A 17,492-nucleotide genomic window follows, 5' to 3' on the forward strand; every position below is an offset into this window, starting at 1 on the left:
CATCTGTTGCAGCCCTGTCCGTTACACGCCCTTTTTAAACAAAGAAAAAGAGTAAATCGCCGGAGCCGCCGCGATCAGAATAATGACAGGGACGATGGCGATGGCAAGGTTCACCTTCAGAAACGCCGTCAGTATCATGAACGCTCCGCCTGCCATCCACAGGTACCCGGCAAAACGATGCGTTTTATTCCAATTATCCTGGCTGTTCAGCGTCCAAGGCAGCTTGATGCCCACCGTATAGTTCTGTTTGCTCTTCGGCAAATAATTGCCGGTGATCACGAGCAGCATGCCCACTAGAGCCGGTGCAATCGTCTGGATCGGCAGCTCGGCCCCCATAGCCTTAAACAGCGTGATTGGCATGAGAATGAGAGACAGTGCGGGGATGAGCCATAGACCCATCGTTCTTAAAACCGGGGCAGCGTTCATTTTCTTAGGATCGTTGTTAAGCCCCACATTGACAATGACGTTAATAACCGCCGTAATCAACGGAAGCACAAACGCCGCAACCGCCTTCGGCACATAATTATCCGGATTGCCCGCCGCATTCCAGTGAACAGCCACTTGCTCAGGCAATTGGCTGTACAGCGTCATCGATAAAATAATCGGCAATAAGCATATCAGCGTTGTTAAAACCAGCATCGAGCTATTTTTTTTCCTCATCTTGTTTCCCCCCGTTAAATTGTGAAAACCACAGCATGATTTCTTCGAAGACGGACACGTTGATCTCATAATAAATATAATTTTTATATTTTGTTTCAAATATCAGTCCGGCCTTCTTCAGCTGCGACAGATGATACGAAATGGTCGCCCCGGTCATATCGAAATGCTGACCGATCTCTCCGGCAGACATTTTGCCGCGTTTGAGCATAACCAGGATGTCCCGTCTCACCGGATCAGATAACGCCTTGAATGTTTCCGGAAACCCCAATGTGCATCACCCATATTTCTATTTAGAATTTCATCTAAATACATTATCGCTTACATCTGCATTCAATTGCAATACCTATTTTGAAAAAAATCTAAATAGAATGCAAAATGGGCATCCCGTCAATCCCCATCGCCATGGTCGTAATTATTGTTTGCCTATAAACGACGAAAGCCCGCCACGGACCCGCGTTACACGCTGATCCATAGCAGGCTTGCTCCACGGCCTGTTTATCCAAGCACCTTCTCGAATACCGGAAAGCTTGCTGCTCTATCCGGGAAATTCACTTCTCCCCGCAGGTCATAACCTAAGCCTTGATACAGCTTAAGCGCAGCCGTATTCTTGGCATAGGTGTCCAGTCGTAAGCTTCGGTAACCCTGGCGCGCGCCGTACTCTTCGGAGAAAGCTACCAATGTTCGCGCGATGCCCTGCCCGTGTGCTTCCGGATCGACGGCAAGGCGATGCATCATAAGATGCGGTCCCTCGTCCTGCTTCCAGCTAATGGTTTGGTACTGTTCTGCCTGCGATTCGTCGAGAACAACGATCCCTAAAATACGGCCTTCGCCTTCAGCCGCAAACAACGTTCCGCGCTGTAAATCCTCACCGATTACCTCCCGGTTCGGATATTGATCATCCCATTGATCGCTGCCTCCAGCCTGCATAAACGTAACGCAGCGTGCAACCAAAGCCATGATTTCCTGAAGGTCCTCTGTCCGTCCCGTCCGTATGTTCATATTCATCGAAACACCTACTATTGTTTTTTTAGAACAGTTTACTATGGTTGGACGGCTGCAACAACTCGTAACGCATGACCCTCGAAAGCATCCTATTTAAGCAATGTAAGAGTCACCTCTATCGTATTGTTTACGAAAGAGCGCTCCGGACGGGATTTCAACATCACGGTCAGCCCAATCAAGGATACGATCAGCGCTTGCGATAAAGCTTTGGCGTCTGTGCCCTTCGCAAGCTCGCCCGATTGTATGCCCCGCTCAATGGTTTCTTGGAATATGACCGCCAGATACATCTGATGCTCCCTTGTCAGAATTTCAAATTTCTCATCATGAGGCGCAAGCTCGACCATCGTGTTAATGCAAAAACATCCGCGGCTGCGGCTTTCGGCGTATTCCTCATCCACCACATTCTCAAAATAGGCTCGAAACGCATCCCTGACCGATCGATGATTTTGCAGCCTGGTTCGCACCTCGGAAGCATGCCCTCTCGTGTATTTGCGCAGCGCGGTTTCGAACAGCTCTTTTTTGTCTCCGAACGCAGAGTAAATACTGGGCCGCTGAATGCCCATTCTGGAGGTCAAATCGCTTAATGAAGTAGCCTCATATCCCTTCTCCCAAAACAGCTGCATCGCGGCATCCAATACCTTCTCTTCATCAAATTCGCGGACTCGTCCCATCGTTAATTACCTCTCGTTACTTTAGATTTAAAGGAAGCTCGATGATCACAGGCGGTAAGCAAATAGTTTAATTTCATTACCAATCAGTAAATTAATTTTAAGATCTACGAATGCTTTTGTCAAACACCGAACATCCGATTTTTACATCTATATCAACACCCGCAAGTATAATTCTAATCATTTCAATAAACGTATTGACATGAATTGTCATTGTGGGATATATTTATCGATGATTTTATTATACTGATCGGTACACAAAAAAACGAAAGGATTGGATATGAAAATGGAGGGAATGCTGGATAAAAAAGCAGCCCGTAACGAAACGGGGGCTGATACGTCACAGGGGGCGCCAAGTTCGTCTGAAGGCATTTATGCTGCTCCAATGACTCGTTACGTGACGTTATTGTTTGCGATTGCCTGCGGCATGTCGGTTGCTAACATCTACTTTGCACAGCCGCTGCTCGATCAGCTGTCAATCGAGTTCAACATGGATTATTCCATCATCGGCATTGTGATTACCGTCACGCAGGTCTTCTATGCAATGGGACTGCTGCTGCTCGTACCTCTGGGAGATTTGCTGAACCAGCGCCGATTGATTATCGGTCAGATGACGATCTCCGCAGCAGCTCTGGTTATCGTTGGTACTGCTTCCTCCGGTGCGATGCTCTTCGCAGGGTTGGCTTTGGTAGGACTGCTTGCCGTTGTGACGCAGACCATCGTGGCATTCGCGGCAACTATGGCTGCCCCTGCCGAAAGAGGGCGTGTCGTCGGCATGGTAACCAGCGGAATCGTGATGGGGATCCTTCTTGCGCGAACCGTTTCGGGAATCCTGAAGGATCTTGCAGGATGGCGCTTCGTTTATTTGGTTTCGGCTGCGTTGATGCTGCTCATGGTTTACGCATTATATAAGGTGCTGCCAAATGCTGCGCGCAAGGTAAAGACTCTTTCTTATGCTCAACTGCTTAAGTCGGTATGGATGTTGTTCCTGCAAGAACGGCTATTACGTATCCGCGCTGTGTTGGCTATGCTGATTTTTACGGCTTTCAGCATGTTGTGGACCCCATTGGTACTGCCTCTGAGCTCGCCGCCGCTATCCCTTTCGCACTCGGCTATCGGGGCGTTCGGCCTCGTGGGCGTCGTCGGGGCAATGGCTGCAGCAAAGGCCGGTAAGCTGGCCGATCGAGGTTATGGACAGCGAACGACGGGAATTGCATTGTTCCTGCTATTGCTGTCATGGCTGCCCATCGGCTACACGGAACGGTCGCTGTTCGCCTTGGTCATTGGCATTATTCTGTTGGACTTGGCTGTACAGGCCGTGCATGTCACGAATCAGAGCATGATTTTTGCATTGCGGCCGAAGGCGCGCAGTCGGATCGTTGGCGGCTACATGATGTTCTACTCCATCGGAAGTGCTGCCGGTTCCGTAACTTCGACCCATGTTTACGCACACTTCGGCTGGCATGGGGTATGCGTGCTCGGGGCCTCCGTCAGCGCTGTTGCTCTTATTTTTTGGGCCGTGACCAAAGGCGCTAAAGGTGCCCACTGATAGTAATTCAAACTACAAAAGATCGCTTCCCTCGGAAACGGGGTGGCGATCTTTTAGAATATCCACGAACAGTGGCGCGCTTCCAGCCCATACGCCAATTATTTTGGAAGCTCTCTATTTATCGTTATGGATACAGTTCCTATGGATGCAGTTCCTCAAAATAACGAAAGACACGCCGTTTGGGCGTGCCTTCATCCTATTCTTATGGCGTTTTCCCCAGGATCACTTCGCCTGTCGTCTTATTCCAGGACATCGGAATGCCAAGCTTTGATGTGATCAACTCCAATGGAAACATGGTCGAATTCGCCAGGAATGGAACGCTTGCATCTTCTCGCGTCACCTTCCCGTTCACCAATACAACGGCGGGATCACTGGATTTAATGGATACGGTATTTCCGCCATAAGAGAAAGACCATATCGGAAACCGCTGTTTTCCCTGTTTCGGATCCGGATTGGACTGCCCGCGCTTCACTTTGATCCCCAGGGCTTCAAATACGCTATTATACGGTACATACAGCTTGCCTTCCACCATGGCGGAAGAACCGTAGAAGCTAACCGTTTGTCCGTTTACCGTCCAAGATAAAGGAGGCTGCACCATGACCGGATTCCCATCGTTCTCGTTAGGCGAGCCGCTGCCTTGATATTTCTCTTCTCCCCAAGCCAGGACCTTGCCGTCCTGATTGGTTGCATAACCGGTATATCCCTTGCTTCCCCAAAGTGCCGTTATACCTGTCAGACCTTTCACTCGGAAAGGCTTTGCCGTCGGATCGTTGTAATTCCACTGCCAGACCGTGCCGTCGTTTTTAAGCATAAATAAACGGTTGTTCCCCGTTCTTATCTCTTGGATATCGTTTAATCCCTTCACCGCAGCCGGCGCTTGCTGCTTCGTGTTCACATTCCACCGCAGCACCGTTCCGTTCTCATGCAGCAGAAACACGTCATACCAATGCGCGGCGATTCCGGTAATGGAGGAAGCAACCAGCGGTTTAACTTCGCGAAACTCGCGTTCCAGGCGGAACCGGTCGTAGAAACTATTATATACCGTTAACATATCGACGCTGCCGTCTTTAGCGAGAATCAGGGCCTCATGTCCGGCGACCACTATTGTTTTTGCATTCGTGACTCCCTTGATAGGAAAGTATTTCACCGTCATCTTTAAATGATCATTCGGATCAAACGTCGGACTCCATATCGTTGCAGACCCATCCTTATGCAATGCGACAGAACCATGGTTTGAAATGGCCAGGCTGGCTACATCCTTAAGTCCTTCCAGCTTGATCAGCCCTCCCCTTTTTTGGAAAGGCAACAACGGATCCCCGTTAATATAAGGCGAGTAATAATCGCCCCAAGCCCACACGTCCCCGTTCTTGTCCAAGGCAAATGAAGAATTGTCGCCTGCCGCCACCTGAACAATATCAGTCAGACCCGCGACTTGCTTGGGCACCAATTGATGAATGCTGGTCCCGTCACCTACTTGACCTGACTTGTTATAACCCCAGGCGGTCACGGAGCCGTCGCTCCATGCCGCAACACCATGTCCGCTGCCCCCAGCCACGCTTACCGGTATGGAGCGGGAATCTACATTCGTTGCTTCCGCCGCTCCCGCAGCGCCAAGCACCGTACAATTGACTGCTAATAGTATCGTCACTAACATAAATGCTACTCTGCCATTCATTTTCTTCATGAATGAGGCCTCCATTCTCAATCTATAATGGTATATAATACCATATCAAAAGATGGTAGGGAAAAAATAGTATACTCGCTTTCTGATAGCTGGAAGCCGTTATTCAAACATGGCAGGATTCAGCCTATGTTTGTTGGAATAGAGTTGCCGTGACCTTGCAGTCCGCGCACAGGAACATATAATAGATGCCTTCCCCGTACTCCTCGATCTGTTCCCAATCCAGCTGCCCGATGAATGTCATGCTCCGGGAACAGCAAGGGCAGGAAGGATAGACGGCGTCCTGGATCCAAGCCGGATAACCGCCGATTTGCGAGACCGCCGGACCGAGCGCCCAATAGGCGGCATAATAGCTGCTGCGAGGCTTGTCCGCAATCCGCAAGGAGCGTCCCGCGGACGTAAAGCTTCGCTCATCCTCCCCGGAATCAGGCCCAGGCACATATTCCGGTTTAATATTAGTCTGGCTCCATTCGGATTTTCCGTGAAAATCCACATCCATGTATATCGTTTCGTAACAACTGCAGTTCACGCAGGTGCTCACACGAAGCCTCTCTCCGGACAACCCCAGGAATCGAAGCTTCGGATGGCTGATGTCCAGATCCGCCAAAATGGTCAGGCTGCTTCCGCACCATGGACAGGAAGCGGAATCCTCCTTCAAAAATTGTCCGGGCTCGGGTTCAACTGCATAGGTGCTTTCTGTTGGCACTTTTTTCGCTATGGCGTAGCTGTCATGGTAGAATAGTCGGCGCTTGCTCCCATTCTCCGTGAGCTCCCAGCCCCCCTCATGCGCATAAGCTTCAGGCGGAACATACAGCTCCTTAGCCCAAGATGGAGGATTGGACCTCCATTCTTGAAATTGGCGCACAACCTGATCATCGCCGATCCAAGCCAAGGCCAACAGCAGATGGTTGCGGTTCTCCCTGTCCTGCTCAACGAATTGAAGCATCCGGTCCCGGCCTCGGGTAGGGGCATCTTTGAACAAAATGCCGGGGTAATAGATCCCCCGCTCCAGCAGTATCGGTATGCAGGATTCAAGCGAGTAGTCCCGATAGCAGATCAGGGACACAAGAATCTCCTGGCAGGTGTCCTCATCGCCCGATTCGAGCAGTTCAAGGGCTGCATTCAGCATGCGGTAGGCATCACCCGCAGATAAAGCGGAATATACCTCTTCTCTTTTCAGATGATAGGGAATATATCGGATTAATGGATCCCGCTTCACCGGGGCATGCATGATCTTAAGGATCTCTACCGGGTCCGTTATCCCCTCGTACAAGTCGATATCTCTCCGGTGCTGTTCTATGTAACGCTGCCGTTCTGCGCGCTCCATCTCCTGCTTGCACGGCATGCAATAACCGCCGGTTTTGGCCGCGGTTGCCGGCAATATCGTTGCCGAACATCCTTCGCTTCGGCATGGCAGCCGTTCTGTCATGCGGTCCCCTCCTTATTCTAGTAAGTCCACTCAGCTGGAGCCCGGCTCCTACTCTATGGTAAGTCCACCTCAGCTGGAGCCCGGCCTGTTTTCTCATGGCCATGAATTTCCTCTATTAACTATAGCTTTCTTTTCATTCCCATATCAACAAGGAGCTCTCTTATCTTCGGGATCTATCACCACAAGAAAGGCGAGATCGGTTAACGTCTATGAATACGCAATATTCGACGGAAACGCATATTACCGAAAATAGCGATCCTTCATGAAAGGCATATGGCAACCAGCCATCCAAGCATGCCCCGAACCACGCATCGTGCGCGCAGGGAGCAGTGCGCACGATGTACAAAAACCTGTTACATCAGGGAGTTGTTCATGCAGAAAAATGAACGCGAGAAAGGGGAATATCATACTCCGAGCGTATCGACTCTTAAACCCTAGCCTGGCGACGGACAGTTAAGCTCTTTCACCTCAGCGATTGCGCTAGCCCGGTTCGCCACGTGGGATAGAGCGGCTGCCAGCCATACTCCTTCCGGGCTTTGGCGTTGGATGCGCCGCGCTCGCCGCGCTTGCTCCCTGCTTGATAGGCTGGAGCTGGTGCTTGCAGCGCATCGGCATACACCGGCAGCCATGCCGTTCCCGCGGCAGGCTCATCGTCAACGATGTTGACCGGGCCTGACGGCCAGTCCAATGCCAGCAGAGCGGCAAGCGCCGCATCCTCGACATGGAGAAAGGACTGAACGCCATCCGTTGCCGGCAGAGCTCGACTTCGTACTTTTTCCGCCATGATTCCGTTGGCGTCGTACCACGTGCCGGGTCCGTAGAACATTCCGTACCTTAGAATGACGTGGCTCGGCATTTGGGCAACGGCATGCTCCAGCGATACGATACCGTCTATCGTCGACTTGCGAGGTGCAAGCGCTTGGACATCCAGGGGGGCGTCTTCGGTGGCGGGATGCTCTCCCGGCTCGTACGCCCAAGCAATGCTCTGGGCAATCATTCGCTTAACGCCATGGATTTGGGCGGCTTCCACCAAATGACGCGTTCCCTCTATCCGAATCCTGGCATTATCCTCCAGATTCCATTGGCTTAACGAAGTAAGCTGATGGATAATGACATCCGGCCGGATCTCCCCGATTGCGGCGATCATTCCTTCGCGGTCAAAAGCATCCGCAACGATCCCTCTTGCTCCCCAGGATTCGATCAACCCTTTACCCTGATTATTGCGGGTCATGCCTGTAACTTCATGACCGGCTTGCACCAGCTTGGGAAGCAGCTGCTGGCCGATGACTCCCGTAGAGCCTGCAACAAATATGTTCATATAAACTGACAACCTCCTGTTCGTTAGATATAAAATGAATGGAACCCTTCGAGAGTGAAAGACATTAAGGGGCCCTGGTCCTGTCGTAAATTGGAATTGCAGTTCCATCTTAGCATGATGGATAAGCATCCTTAAGGGCCACTTTTCATCGGGCAGACCGTGCCAATTCATCCCCGGCGCAGATGATCAACACGGTTAACCCGGAAGCAGCCAAATCAAGTCAAGCGCACTACAAGCTCTTTTTTGCCAAGCCGGGTGGATCCTCGCCGTATTCGCATAACACAAAAACGCACCACATAAAAGTGGCGCGTTCATTTGAGAATAATAGCCGGTTCCTGTCCATTTACTCTTCTTCTGTTACATCACGTATCGACGCATTCGTAGCGCTGCGCTGCTGCCGGCATTCCGGTTGATTGCATACGCCATAAAAGGTCGCGATTCGATTCGTATCCACCGTATCGATTAGAGCGTTGCAATGTCTGCATAGGATGACACCCATATTCACCTTTTTAACGGAATCGTTCATGCTTCACTCATCCTCTCTTGGTATCAGATTTGTGTTCAGAACTTCCAGCCATGTGCTTCCTGCTTACCTACAGACCGAACCTCCATTTCCGCTACTTCTCTTTGGGTTCGATTCACCTCCAATTAAGTATGTTAAATATGAATCGGTTGTAATTAATGTACACCATAAATATATAATACACAATATATATTCAAAAAATAGTTATTTTCATTATATATGACGTCATATTAAACAAACTATCGTTCCGTGTCTCCTCAATGTCCATCATGCCTTGTGGAGGAGATATGTCGCAGTCATTGAGTTTTTAATCGCTTGTGCTGGTTGGGATACTTCATGAAGCTTCCCAGACAAGATCAGATAATCGGTGACGAAAGATAATTGGCTCAGAGCCTAATTCGGTGAATATCTCAAAGTTATTTGGGTTTTCAATTGCTAGTGCTGGTTGGATACTTCACCTCCCCTCTTATACCAATGAGCTCGTACCAGAGGTACCGAAAGAAACGAGTTTCATCTGATGTCTGCTTGGAGGCTTATAGTGAAACCAATAAAAAAGCCCCATGATTTAGGCAGCATTGCATCGGCTTCTCATCAGGGGCATTTTTTCATGGTCGATATAGACTGATGTAATTAGGATCCGAATATCGGTATCCATTCAATCATGAGAACAATACCTATTGCTAAACCCGCAAAACACAAGTTATACTAGCCAACATAAGGACGTGAAGAACACGCCGCTTCTATGCAAAGTGCCCCAATGAAGGATTGGGGTTGCATTGTATGGGGCGGCTTTTTTATTTTCTAGCAAAATCGCATTCCGTCTTATACTGAGGAGGGTAACTGATCATGTCACGGTTCGATCAACAATATGAGCTCTGGATACACACGAATATCCTCAATGAAAAGAATCCCCGCAGGCTCGAAATCCTTAATAAAGGCCTAGGCCATGGCACCTTCGAGTTTCTGCGTTCCGTATGGTTTCCAGCGATCGGTCATTTCAATGACTTGCATCCGGAATGGGAAGTACGCGATTTCAGCAATGGTTATCGTTATTTGGACCTCGCCTATATGCCAGGTGATGCTAGAGGAGGCATCGAAATACAAGGGTACGGGCCGCATGCCCGCGATCTGGACGTCAGAAGGTTTAAGGATTTATGCCGCCGCCATTGTTTATTGGCATTGGATGGCTGGACATTCCTTCCCATAGCCTATCCCTCCATCGTCGAAGAGCCAAAGCAGTGCCAGCAGCTCATCCTATCCTTCGTCGGCAGATTCGTTGCAACCGATGTACCTGCATCATTAAGCTGGCTGGAGGCTGAAGCTGTGCGATTTGCCCGGCGACTTCTGCGCCCGATAACCCCTTTGGAGCTTGCCGCCCATCTTAGGATAAGCGACCGGCATACCCGACGAATATTGCACAAACTGGTGGAGCTCCGGATTCTGGACATCGCAAGCGGAGAACAACGAGCCCGGACCTACAAACTCCGCTTGTAAATGGTAGTAATGACGGGGGGATACAACAGTTCTTGGAAGAAGAAGGGAGACATGCGTTCTTCCAAGTGAGAATATGAGGACAGCAAGGAGGGGGGGCTTGTGATGGGTACCGGCGATATTGCAGACCAGAGAAATGAATATTAGTTACACTATGTGGACACCAGATCCGTTATTTCGAAATAAACCGCCACTTTATCCGAACTTCCGGACACAGGATCCGCTATTTACTCTAAACACCATGATTATCAGCTATTTTCTAAGCAATAGCGGATCTGGTGTCCTCATATAACCCATAACTCGCCATTTAAGACCAAATAGCGGAACCTCGGTCCTCATCAGTTGCAACGGTCACAAACGCGAGCCCGTACCTACAAACTCCGCTAGTAAATGGTAGTGATGATGGGGGAATGCAACAGTTTTGGAGTTCTTGCGGATATTGCAGTTCTTCAGTTCTTGCAGTTCTTGCAATTCTTGAAGTTCTGCAGTTCTTGCAGTTCTTGAAGTTCTTGAAGTTCTTGAAGTTCTTGAAGTTCTTGAAGTTCTTGAAGTTCTTGAAGTTCTTGAAGTTCTTGAAGTTCTTGAAGTTCTTGAAGTTCTTGAAGTTCTTGAAGTTCTTGAAGTTCTTGCAGTTCTTGAAGTTCATGTAGTTCTTGCAGATATTACAGACCAGAGAAATGAATATTAGTTGCACTAAGTGGACACCAGATCCGTTATTTCGAAATAAACCGCCACTTTATCCTAATTTATGGACACAGGATCCGCTATTTACTCTAAACACCATGATTATCAGCCATTTTCTAAGCAATAGCGGATCTGGTGTCCTCATATAACCCAAAACTCGCCATTTAAGACCAAATAGCGGAACCTCGGTCCTCATCAAGTTGCAACGGTCACAAACGCGAGCCCGTACCTACAAAAATAGCGGAACCTCAGTCCTCAAACCTCACTACTTCTGCCCTCCACCTGACGCTGGATCTCAATCAGCGTCTCATCCCAAAAACGCCTCATGATCTCTCGCACATAAACGTCATCCAACATCTCCTGATGGATCGCGATGGTCGTGTTTCCCGTTTTCGTGGACAGCACATAAATTTGCAGCCGGGACGGGTTGTCCCACTCCTTACGTTTCCAGGTCAGGCGCAGCTTATGGTAAGGGACGACCACCGTAATTTTGCCGGACACGCCTTCCTTCGACTCATATTCCTGCCCGACCCGCAGCTCCAGAGAAGGAACAGCTCCGATCCATAATGACAGGCCCTCTGGAGACGTGAGGAAATCCCACAGGCTCTCCTTTGTCACGGCCATCGTTTTCCTGACCCCGATCTGAACCCCGGCATCTTTCGTAACGCCGACAGGCACCCGGCCCATCAGCTGTTCGTACATCGTGGCGATCCATTCGCCCCACTCCCCGGATACCTGATGCTGCTCGACAATGTGGTTTCTGATCTGCTCATGGGACCAGAGTGGGTCCACTTCCTGCCCAAGGGCTACGACCCATGCTTCCCACGAACGTTCCGTTGCCTTTATCACTTCTTGTTTAAAAATGGAGCCAACCATCGCGCGCTCTCCTCCTGATACGATCTGATGGAGTTCATTATATAACACAAACACTGACAAAGAAGGTCAGTGTTTATCATCAGCTTTGATAATATTTGAATAACGACTCGGCAATATCGGCCAAACCTGATTTCAGCTCCTCGGGCCCGACGATGCGAATCTTACCGCCGAAGGATAGAAGATAGTAGGCAACTTGCGTATACAACGTAGACTCATCCAGTCTAAACACCGCCTCCTCCGCCGTACGTTCGACGAGCGCGTGGCCGAGCAGCCAATGCCCGCATAAATCGTCCAAAGCTTGGGGGATGCCTTGGATATGCACGGAAACCAAATGGGGATTGGATTCGGAGCCTTGCTCCGTCAACAGGCTGTCCAATAAAAATTCACGCGGGGAAAATGTCGCCGGGCGGTTAAACACGACGTCGGTAGGCCGAATCTGGCCCATGCGGTCGACACGGAAGGAGCGAATTTCACCGCGCAGATGGCAATAGCCAACCGCATACCATTTGCTCTTCCAGTGAACGAGCCCATAAGGATCTAAGGTCCGTGTCTGCTTAACGCCATCATAGCCTGTTGTGTAATCGATCTCGAGACTGGTTTGCCGGTCGATCCCGGCTTCGATCTCATGCAGTATGGAGGTAAGCCCGGAAGCTGCAGGCGGATGGATGGCCTCGATGCTGTTCTCCTGTTGCTCCAAACGCTTCAACTGCTCCGGATTCGTATATCGTTTGATTTTGGATATGGCCCGATTCAGCGGCTCTTCGGATGGATACCCCGCTTCCCGTGCGAATGCTGCTGCATGAAGAAGCGCTTTTTGCTCATCGGCATCAAAAAACAAGGGCTCCAGCTTGATATGATCCGGAATGGAGTACCCTCCGTCGCGTCCCATCTCCGAAATGACAGGCACTCCCGAAATGCATAGGGCATCGATATTCCGGTAAATCGTTCGGATGTGAACGCCCAGTTCCTCCGATAGCTGTTTTGCCGAAATTCTTTTGCGCGATTTCAGCAGCCAAAGAATTTCCAGCATATTATCCGCTTTGGACATCGTGTGCAGCCGTCCTTCCCTTGGAATTCCTTCGTTTGCCGTTTGTTCTATTATATCTCACTTCCTTAGAAGGTTTGGAGATATTCTTCCTGCTGCTGCGCTCTGACGTTGTCCAGCGCTCCCAATGAGAAAAGCCGACCCGCTGCAGGATCGGCCTGATTTTGTACATCGTGCACACTACTCCCACGCGCACGGTACGTGGTCAGTGGCATGCTTGGATGGCTGTCGACTAGATGTAACGGAAAGATGATGCCCTGCTTCATCTGCTGTCACTCTCATACGCACCGTGAACGACAACTGTCCCTGCTTCATCTGCTGTCACACTCAGCACAGTGACGACTGTTCCTCATTCATCTGCTGTCACATTCAGCACAGTGGCGACTGTTCCTCATTCATCTGCTGTCACACTCATACGCACCGTGAACGACGACGGTTCCTGCTTCTTCTGCTGTCATACTTCATGCGCATCGCGAAGTCAACTTTTCTTTCCTCAATGATCATGCCCCACCGTGATGACAACACTGCCCCTCTTACGCCCTGTATCCGCGTATCGGTGTGCCTCGGCGATTTGCTCCAATGCATACCTTCTATCGATGACCGGTTTGATCTTCCCTTCCCCAAGCAGATCCGTAAGCCGTCGCAAATCCTCCATCAGCACCTTGGCTACTCCCTGCCCTTCTACCGTTACATAACTCCCGCCCGCGGCAAGCAAATGCTTGCAACGGGATTTCGGCAGTTTGCCGACCGCGTCCAGAATGATGTCGTACCGATCCCCGCTTTTCGAAATATCCTCTTGGGTATAATCCACGACTTGATCGGCTCCGAGCGACTTCACCAGCTCTACATTCACGGTGCTGCAAACGCCGGTAACCACGGTTCCCGCATGTTTGGCAAGCTGTACGGCTAAATTCCCCACCGCGCCGGATGCACCATAGATCAGAACCTTGTGCCCCTGCCGGATGTTCGCTTTTCTAAAAAAATGCAGGGCCGTCGTCCCTCCGAAAAAGATCGCGGCCGCATCGTCATAAGTCACGTGCTCCGGCTTCATTACGATCATCCCGTCTTCGTGCATGCAGATGTACTGCGCATACGTGCCAAATCGCATTCCCCTGAATGCCAGAACCTGATCGCCGATCTTGAACCTTGTAACATCCTGGCCTATCGCTTCCACTTCCCCCGCCAGCTCCACCCCGAGAATCGGTTGTCTCGGCTTCCTCAGACCCAGCACCAATCGCATGGGAATTTTATACAATAGGGGACTGCGAAATCCCCGCACGCGGCAATCCCCCGAATTGACGGTAGTGGCATAAATTTTGATCCGAACTTCGTGATCCTTAGGAATAGGCTTCGCTACCTCTTGGAGCTGTAACACCTCCGGTGGTCCGTATGCGGTGCATACCATTGCTTTCATGGGTTTCCTCCAAACCTGCTTTTGCAATCAGTATATCTGCCGAGACGCACCGGGATATAGATACTTTAGTATGGTTTTCGAATGAAATACGGTATTCAAACCGGGCTGTCACCTACAGCAAGCCCAGCTCGCGCGCACGCGCAACAGCTTCGGTACGGCGGGTAGCCTGGAGTTTATCGAATATGATCCGGTTATGCCCTTTGACGGTACTAAGCGCAACAAAAAGCTTTTCGCTGATCTGGCGATTGGAAAGTCCTTGGGCAATGAGACGCAGCACCTCCAATTCCCGCCGGCTCAGGGGCTCGATCAGAGACTCTGCAAGCTGAAGCTGGCTTGGAGAGGACTTGCCCGCGCTTTCCAGTCCTTCCATCTCAAAAGCATGCAGCAGCTTCTCCAGATAATCATGCATCGGTTGGGTTCCGGTTGCATCTCGTATCGGTTGGCTGGCAGATGCTGCTCTGAGCAGCTCCTGCATCGGCGGCCCTTCATCGATGAATAACCGGATAAAACCGCCGGGCTCGGCCTTCGCCACAGCCTTTGCGGCGATCCGGGCAGCTTTCAGCCTATCACCCTGGGCATGCAGAGCCAGGGCCAGCACGACCATGACCTTAAGCTGCTCGTCGGCCCATTCCTTAGCTTCCATCTGCGCCAGCAAGGGTTCCATGATCGCCAGAGCAGCCCCCGCCTGCCCTTTAGCCAACAAAACTCTGGCCTGGCTGAGAGGAATTCCATGCTCCTGCGCCAGCTGGGAAGCTTCACTGAAATCTCCTTGTTGAAGCAGGACAAGCACCTGCGCTTCGGCAATGAAGGGTAGCTGACTCATGTACTGCTGCTGACGCCCGAGGCGATCCGCTTTAGCTAACATGGCGGCTGCTTCCCTCACTTCTCCTCGCGATAGCTTCAGCCTCGCGAGAAACACCTCGCAAGCCACGGCTCTGTCGGTTTGATCAAACTGCCCGGCTAATTGAAGGGCCTTCAGCCCATGCCGTTCAGCGGCATCGAGATCGTTCCACTCACGGCAGATTCGGGCCAGGCCCAAATGCGCTTCGCATGCTGCCGGCGGCGGAGGGTCACCCGCCAATTCCAGAACGCGTCGATAGGTCACGGCTGCTGCATATAATTGATTATCCGCTTCCTGAAGAAGTCCGAGTCCGAGCGTTGCCATCATGGCGATCATAAAATGTCCGATCTTCTGACTGATGGCAACGGCCTCCTCATAGGCCCGGCCTGCTGCGGCACGATCGCCCTGGAGCTGGTAAGCGTATCCCAGCGTCCACATCGCGGCCGTGCGGACAGGCAGATTATGCGGACTTAAATATTCCAAGGCCCGTCGCGATTCCGTCATGATGACTTCCGGCTGATGCTTGCTGACGGCAAGCGTCGCACGTATGGAGGCAATATGTCCTATGAGGTCCCGGGTATTGCCGTTCTCCTCGGCTGGCAAATGAACCTCGGCAGCTTGAAGTTTGCGTTCGACGCCGTTCATTTGGCCGACCATCAGGAGAGCGGAGGCATGCATGACATTAAGCGCCGGCCTTGCGTCCAATTCTGCCTTCGGCAGGGAATCCAGCCAATCGAGCACGGGGTGGATCGCTCCACGGAAGACCAGGGGCATCCTCTCCCCTTCAATCAGACGCGCGGCGCGATCCATGTCCTGGGCAGCAGCCGCATGCTGGAAAGCCTCCAGCCAAAAATCATGACGATCATGCCAGTCGCTGGCACGCCGATGCAGTTCCGCCACGATCCTCTTCCCGTCTTCGGCATCCTTGCTTTTTCGGGATAGGCGTTGCCGCAATGCATCCGAGAACAAGTGATGATACCGGTACCAGCGCCTCTCGTTATCTAACGGAACGATGAACAGATTGGCACGCTCCAGGTACTCCAGGGTTTCTTGTCCGGAAACGGCCGCCATCGGGGAATCACCGTCTTCCCTCTGCAAAACGTATTCGCACAAGGAACCGCTGAGCCGGTCGAGAATGGAAGTGCGCAGCAAAAAATCCTGCTCGCTCTCAGGCTGCTGCTGCAGCACTTCTTCAATCAAATAGTCCAGCACGTAGCGGTGGCTGCCGCTGAAGGATCGAATAAAGCCCGCAGCGTCTCGATGGCCCTGCAAGGACAGCGCCGCTAACTGCAGGCCGGCGATCCAGCCTTCCGTACGGGATGCAATAAGCGCTGCATCCTCCCCTGACAGGTCCAGCCCCATCACATGCCGCATGAATTCGGAGGTTTCAATGGAGGTGAACCGCAAATCCGGTGTCCGCACTTCCGTCAGCTGGTTTCTTGCACGGAGCCGGGCCACGGGCAGATCGGGATCCTTGCGGCTGGCAATAACCACATGCATCTGCGGCGGCATGTGCTCAATGAGAAAGCCAAGAGCGCGGTCTATCGGTTTGGAATCAAGCACGTGGTAATCATCAAGCACAAGGATGACACGGTCCGGTTTGGCCGTGATTTGATTCAGCATGGCCATAACGATGGCTTCGATTGGCAGAGGATGCGGTGACGGGGCGTGGAGTGTGCTCACCACCCTCTCTCCGATATCAACCCCGATGGTTTGCAGGGCAGCCAAGAGGTAAGCGAAAAATCTGGATGGCTCACGGTCCTCCTTTTCCAAGGACAGCCAGGCAACGGGCTGCGGACAACCCCCGATCCATTGGCTGAGCAGCGTGGTTTTGCCGCTCCCGGCAGAGGCGGAAATCGTGGTCAGCTTCCGGTGCAGACGCAGCCCCTCGTTCAAACGTTCGATCAGCCTGGGACGAAGGACAGCCTGGGACCGTGAAGAAGGAATATATAATTTCGTGGACAAAATCGTCGTGGACATCATAACCCCCGTTATGCCGTCATTGCAGCAGTTTTCAACTTATTGTTTGCTATGTTTAAGTGTTCGACGGATGCAGGGTTTTCCCTCTTGTGCGCTACCTCCGCTCGCTGCAGTCGGACAGGAAGCATGATTGGAAGGGTTGGGCATACGATGAAAGATTTTATAATTAGAGCGCTTTAACAGGAGTCCGATTCAAAGGCGAGGTTATAGGCGTAAGAGAGAACAACGCAATGCAGCGATTCCGACTGAACGGTTGAATGTCGAAATTAGTGAGAAGGTTTTATATGATGATCAAGCCATCCTTCAAGTTTGGCGGAAATACTTACGATTT

The 17,492-nt window shown here is 51.2% G+C and carries 14 protein-coding genes; 2 read left to right on the forward strand and 12 right to left on the reverse strand.

Features of this window, described 5'->3' with window-relative positions; genetic code table 11:
- Positions 1–21 precede the first annotated feature (21 nt).
- The 4 genes from AC3RCL_RS23590 to AC3RCL_RS23605 form a co-directional block, all read right to left on the reverse strand.
- Complete coding sequence (locus AC3RCL_RS23590) at positions 22–660, reverse strand: SdpI family protein (protein WP_096776169.1); 639 nt, start codon at positions 658–660, stop codon at positions 22–24.
- Positions 644–928, reverse strand: a complete 285-nt coding sequence (locus AC3RCL_RS23595) for an autorepressor SdpR family transcription factor (RefSeq protein WP_096776170.1) — start codon at positions 926–928, stop codon at positions 644–646. The genes AC3RCL_RS23590 and AC3RCL_RS23595 overlap by 17 nt, the downstream gene beginning before the upstream one ends.
- Positions 929–1,155: 227 nt before the next feature.
- The gene (locus AC3RCL_RS23600) at positions 1,156–1,659 is read right to left on the reverse strand and encodes a GNAT family N-acetyltransferase (RefSeq protein WP_492532325.1); all 504 of its coding nucleotides are present in this window, start codon (positions 1,657–1,659) and stop codon (positions 1,156–1,158) included.
- A gap of 92 nt (positions 1,660–1,751) precedes the next feature.
- Complete coding sequence (locus tag AC3RCL_RS23605) at positions 1,752–2,333, reverse strand: TetR/AcrR family transcriptional regulator (protein ID WP_036660054.1); 582 nt, start codon at positions 2,331–2,333, stop codon at positions 1,752–1,754.
- Positions 2,334–2,715: 382 nt separating this feature from the next.
- Here AC3RCL_RS23605 and AC3RCL_RS23610 point away from each other — a divergent pair, with 382 nt between their 5' ends.
- Entirely contained in the window at positions 2,716–3,879 is a 1,164-nt protein-coding gene (locus AC3RCL_RS23610) for an MFS transporter (protein ID WP_492536455.1), read from the forward strand.
- A 202-nt stretch (positions 3,880–4,081) separates the two neighbouring features.
- Here AC3RCL_RS23610 and AC3RCL_RS23615 read toward each other — a convergent pair whose 3' ends face one another.
- From AC3RCL_RS23615 to AC3RCL_RS23630, 4 genes are all read right to left on the reverse strand, one after another.
- Positions 4,082–5,563: a stalk domain-containing protein gene (locus AC3RCL_RS23615; RefSeq protein ID WP_492532327.1), complete on the reverse strand. Its 1,482-nt coding sequence runs from the start codon at positions 5,561–5,563 to the stop codon at positions 4,082–4,084.
- Positions 5,564–5,687: 124 nt separating this feature from the next.
- Positions 5,688–6,989 carry a DUF1963 domain-containing protein gene (locus AC3RCL_RS23620; RefSeq protein ID WP_492532329.1) on the reverse strand — a complete coding sequence of 434 codons (1,302 nt, stop codon included), beginning with the start codon at positions 6,987–6,989 and terminating at the stop codon, positions 5,688–5,690.
- 463 nt (positions 6,990–7,452) lie between these two features.
- Positions 7,453–8,307 (reverse strand): NAD-dependent epimerase/dehydratase family protein, encoded by an 855-nt coding sequence (locus AC3RCL_RS23625; protein WP_492532331.1) that lies wholly within the window; start codon positions 8,305–8,307, stop codon positions 7,453–7,455.
- 343 nt (positions 8,308–8,650) lie between these two features.
- Entirely contained in the window at positions 8,651–8,833 is a 183-nt protein-coding gene (locus AC3RCL_RS23630; protein WP_492532333.1) for a GapA-binding peptide SR1P, read from the reverse strand.
- Between the two features lie 843 nt (positions 8,834–9,676).
- Between AC3RCL_RS23630 and AC3RCL_RS23635 the strand changes: the two genes are divergently transcribed.
- Positions 9,677–10,324, forward strand: coding sequence for a transcriptional regulator (locus tag AC3RCL_RS23635; protein WP_492532335.1), 648 nt, complete (start codon positions 9,677–9,679; stop codon positions 10,322–10,324).
- Between the two features lie 936 nt (positions 10,325–11,260).
- Here the strand turns inward: AC3RCL_RS23635 and AC3RCL_RS23640 are convergent.
- The 4 genes from AC3RCL_RS23640 to AC3RCL_RS23655 form a co-directional block, all read right to left on the reverse strand.
- A complete protein-coding gene (locus AC3RCL_RS23640; RefSeq protein WP_492532337.1) occupies positions 11,261–11,881 on the reverse strand; it encodes an SRPBCC family protein in 621 nt (206 codons plus the stop codon).
- A 79-nt stretch (positions 11,882–11,960) separates the two neighbouring features.
- The gene (locus AC3RCL_RS23645) at positions 11,961–12,929 is read right to left on the reverse strand and encodes a helix-turn-helix transcriptional regulator (protein ID WP_492532339.1); all 969 of its coding nucleotides are present in this window, start codon (positions 12,927–12,929) and stop codon (positions 11,961–11,963) included.
- Positions 12,930–13,419: 490 nt separating this feature from the next.
- The gene (locus AC3RCL_RS23650; protein ID WP_015736847.1) at positions 13,420–14,340 is read right to left on the reverse strand and encodes an NAD(P)-dependent alcohol dehydrogenase; all 921 of its coding nucleotides are present in this window, start codon (positions 14,338–14,340) and stop codon (positions 13,420–13,422) included.
- 112 nt (positions 14,341–14,452) lie between these two features.
- A complete protein-coding gene (locus tag AC3RCL_RS23655) occupies positions 14,453–17,161 on the reverse strand; it encodes a winged helix-turn-helix domain-containing protein (protein ID WP_492536456.1) in 2,709 nt (902 codons plus the stop codon).
- Between the last annotated feature and the right edge of the window lie 331 nt (positions 17,162–17,492).

Source organism: Paenibacillus sp. MT86, assembly GCF_058792535.1.

Bases quoted from the DNA above. Each gene is read 5' to 3' on its own strand.
- AC3RCL_RS23590 (WP_096776169.1), bottom strand. From the start codon at position 660: ATGAGGAAAAAAAATAGCTCGATGCTGGTTTTAACAACGCTGATATGC.
- AC3RCL_RS23600 (WP_492532325.1), bottom strand. From the start codon at position 1,659: ATGAACATACGGACGGGACGGACAGAGGACCTTCAGGAAATCATGGCT.
- AC3RCL_RS23605 (WP_036660054.1), bottom strand. From the start codon at position 2,333: ATGGGACGAGTCCGCGAATTTGATGAAGAGAAGGTATTGGATGCCGCG.
- AC3RCL_RS23610 (WP_492536455.1), top strand. From the start codon at position 2,716: ATGACTCGTTACGTGACGTTATTGTTTGCGATTGCCTGCGGCATGTCG.
- AC3RCL_RS23615 (WP_492532327.1), bottom strand. From the start codon at position 5,563: ATGAAGAAAATGAATGGCAGAGTAGCATTTATGTTAGTGACGATACTA.
- AC3RCL_RS23620 (WP_492532329.1), bottom strand. From the start codon at position 6,989: ATGACAGAACGGCTGCCATGCCGAAGCGAAGGATGTTCGGCAACGATA.
- AC3RCL_RS23625 (WP_492532331.1), bottom strand. From the start codon at position 8,307: ATGAACATATTTGTTGCAGGCTCTACGGGAGTCATCGGCCAGCAGCTG.
- AC3RCL_RS23630 (WP_492532333.1), bottom strand. From the start codon at position 8,833: ATGAACGATTCCGTTAAAAAGGTGAATATGGGTGTCATCCTATGCAGA.
- AC3RCL_RS23635 (WP_492532335.1), top strand. From the start codon at position 9,677: ATGTCACGGTTCGATCAACAATATGAGCTCTGGATACACACGAATATC.
- AC3RCL_RS23640 (WP_492532337.1), bottom strand. From the start codon at position 11,881: ATGGTTGGCTCCATTTTTAAACAAGAAGTGATAAAGGCAACGGAACGT.
- AC3RCL_RS23645 (WP_492532339.1), bottom strand. From the start codon at position 12,929: ATGTCCAAAGCGGATAATATGCTGGAAATTCTTTGGCTGCTGAAATCG.
- AC3RCL_RS23650 (WP_015736847.1), bottom strand. From the start codon at position 14,340: ATGAAAGCAATGGTATGCACCGCATACGGACCACCGGAGGTGTTACAG.
- AC3RCL_RS23655 (WP_492536456.1), bottom strand. From the start codon at position 17,161: ATGTCCACGACGATTTTGTCCACGAAATTATATATTCCTTCTTCACGG.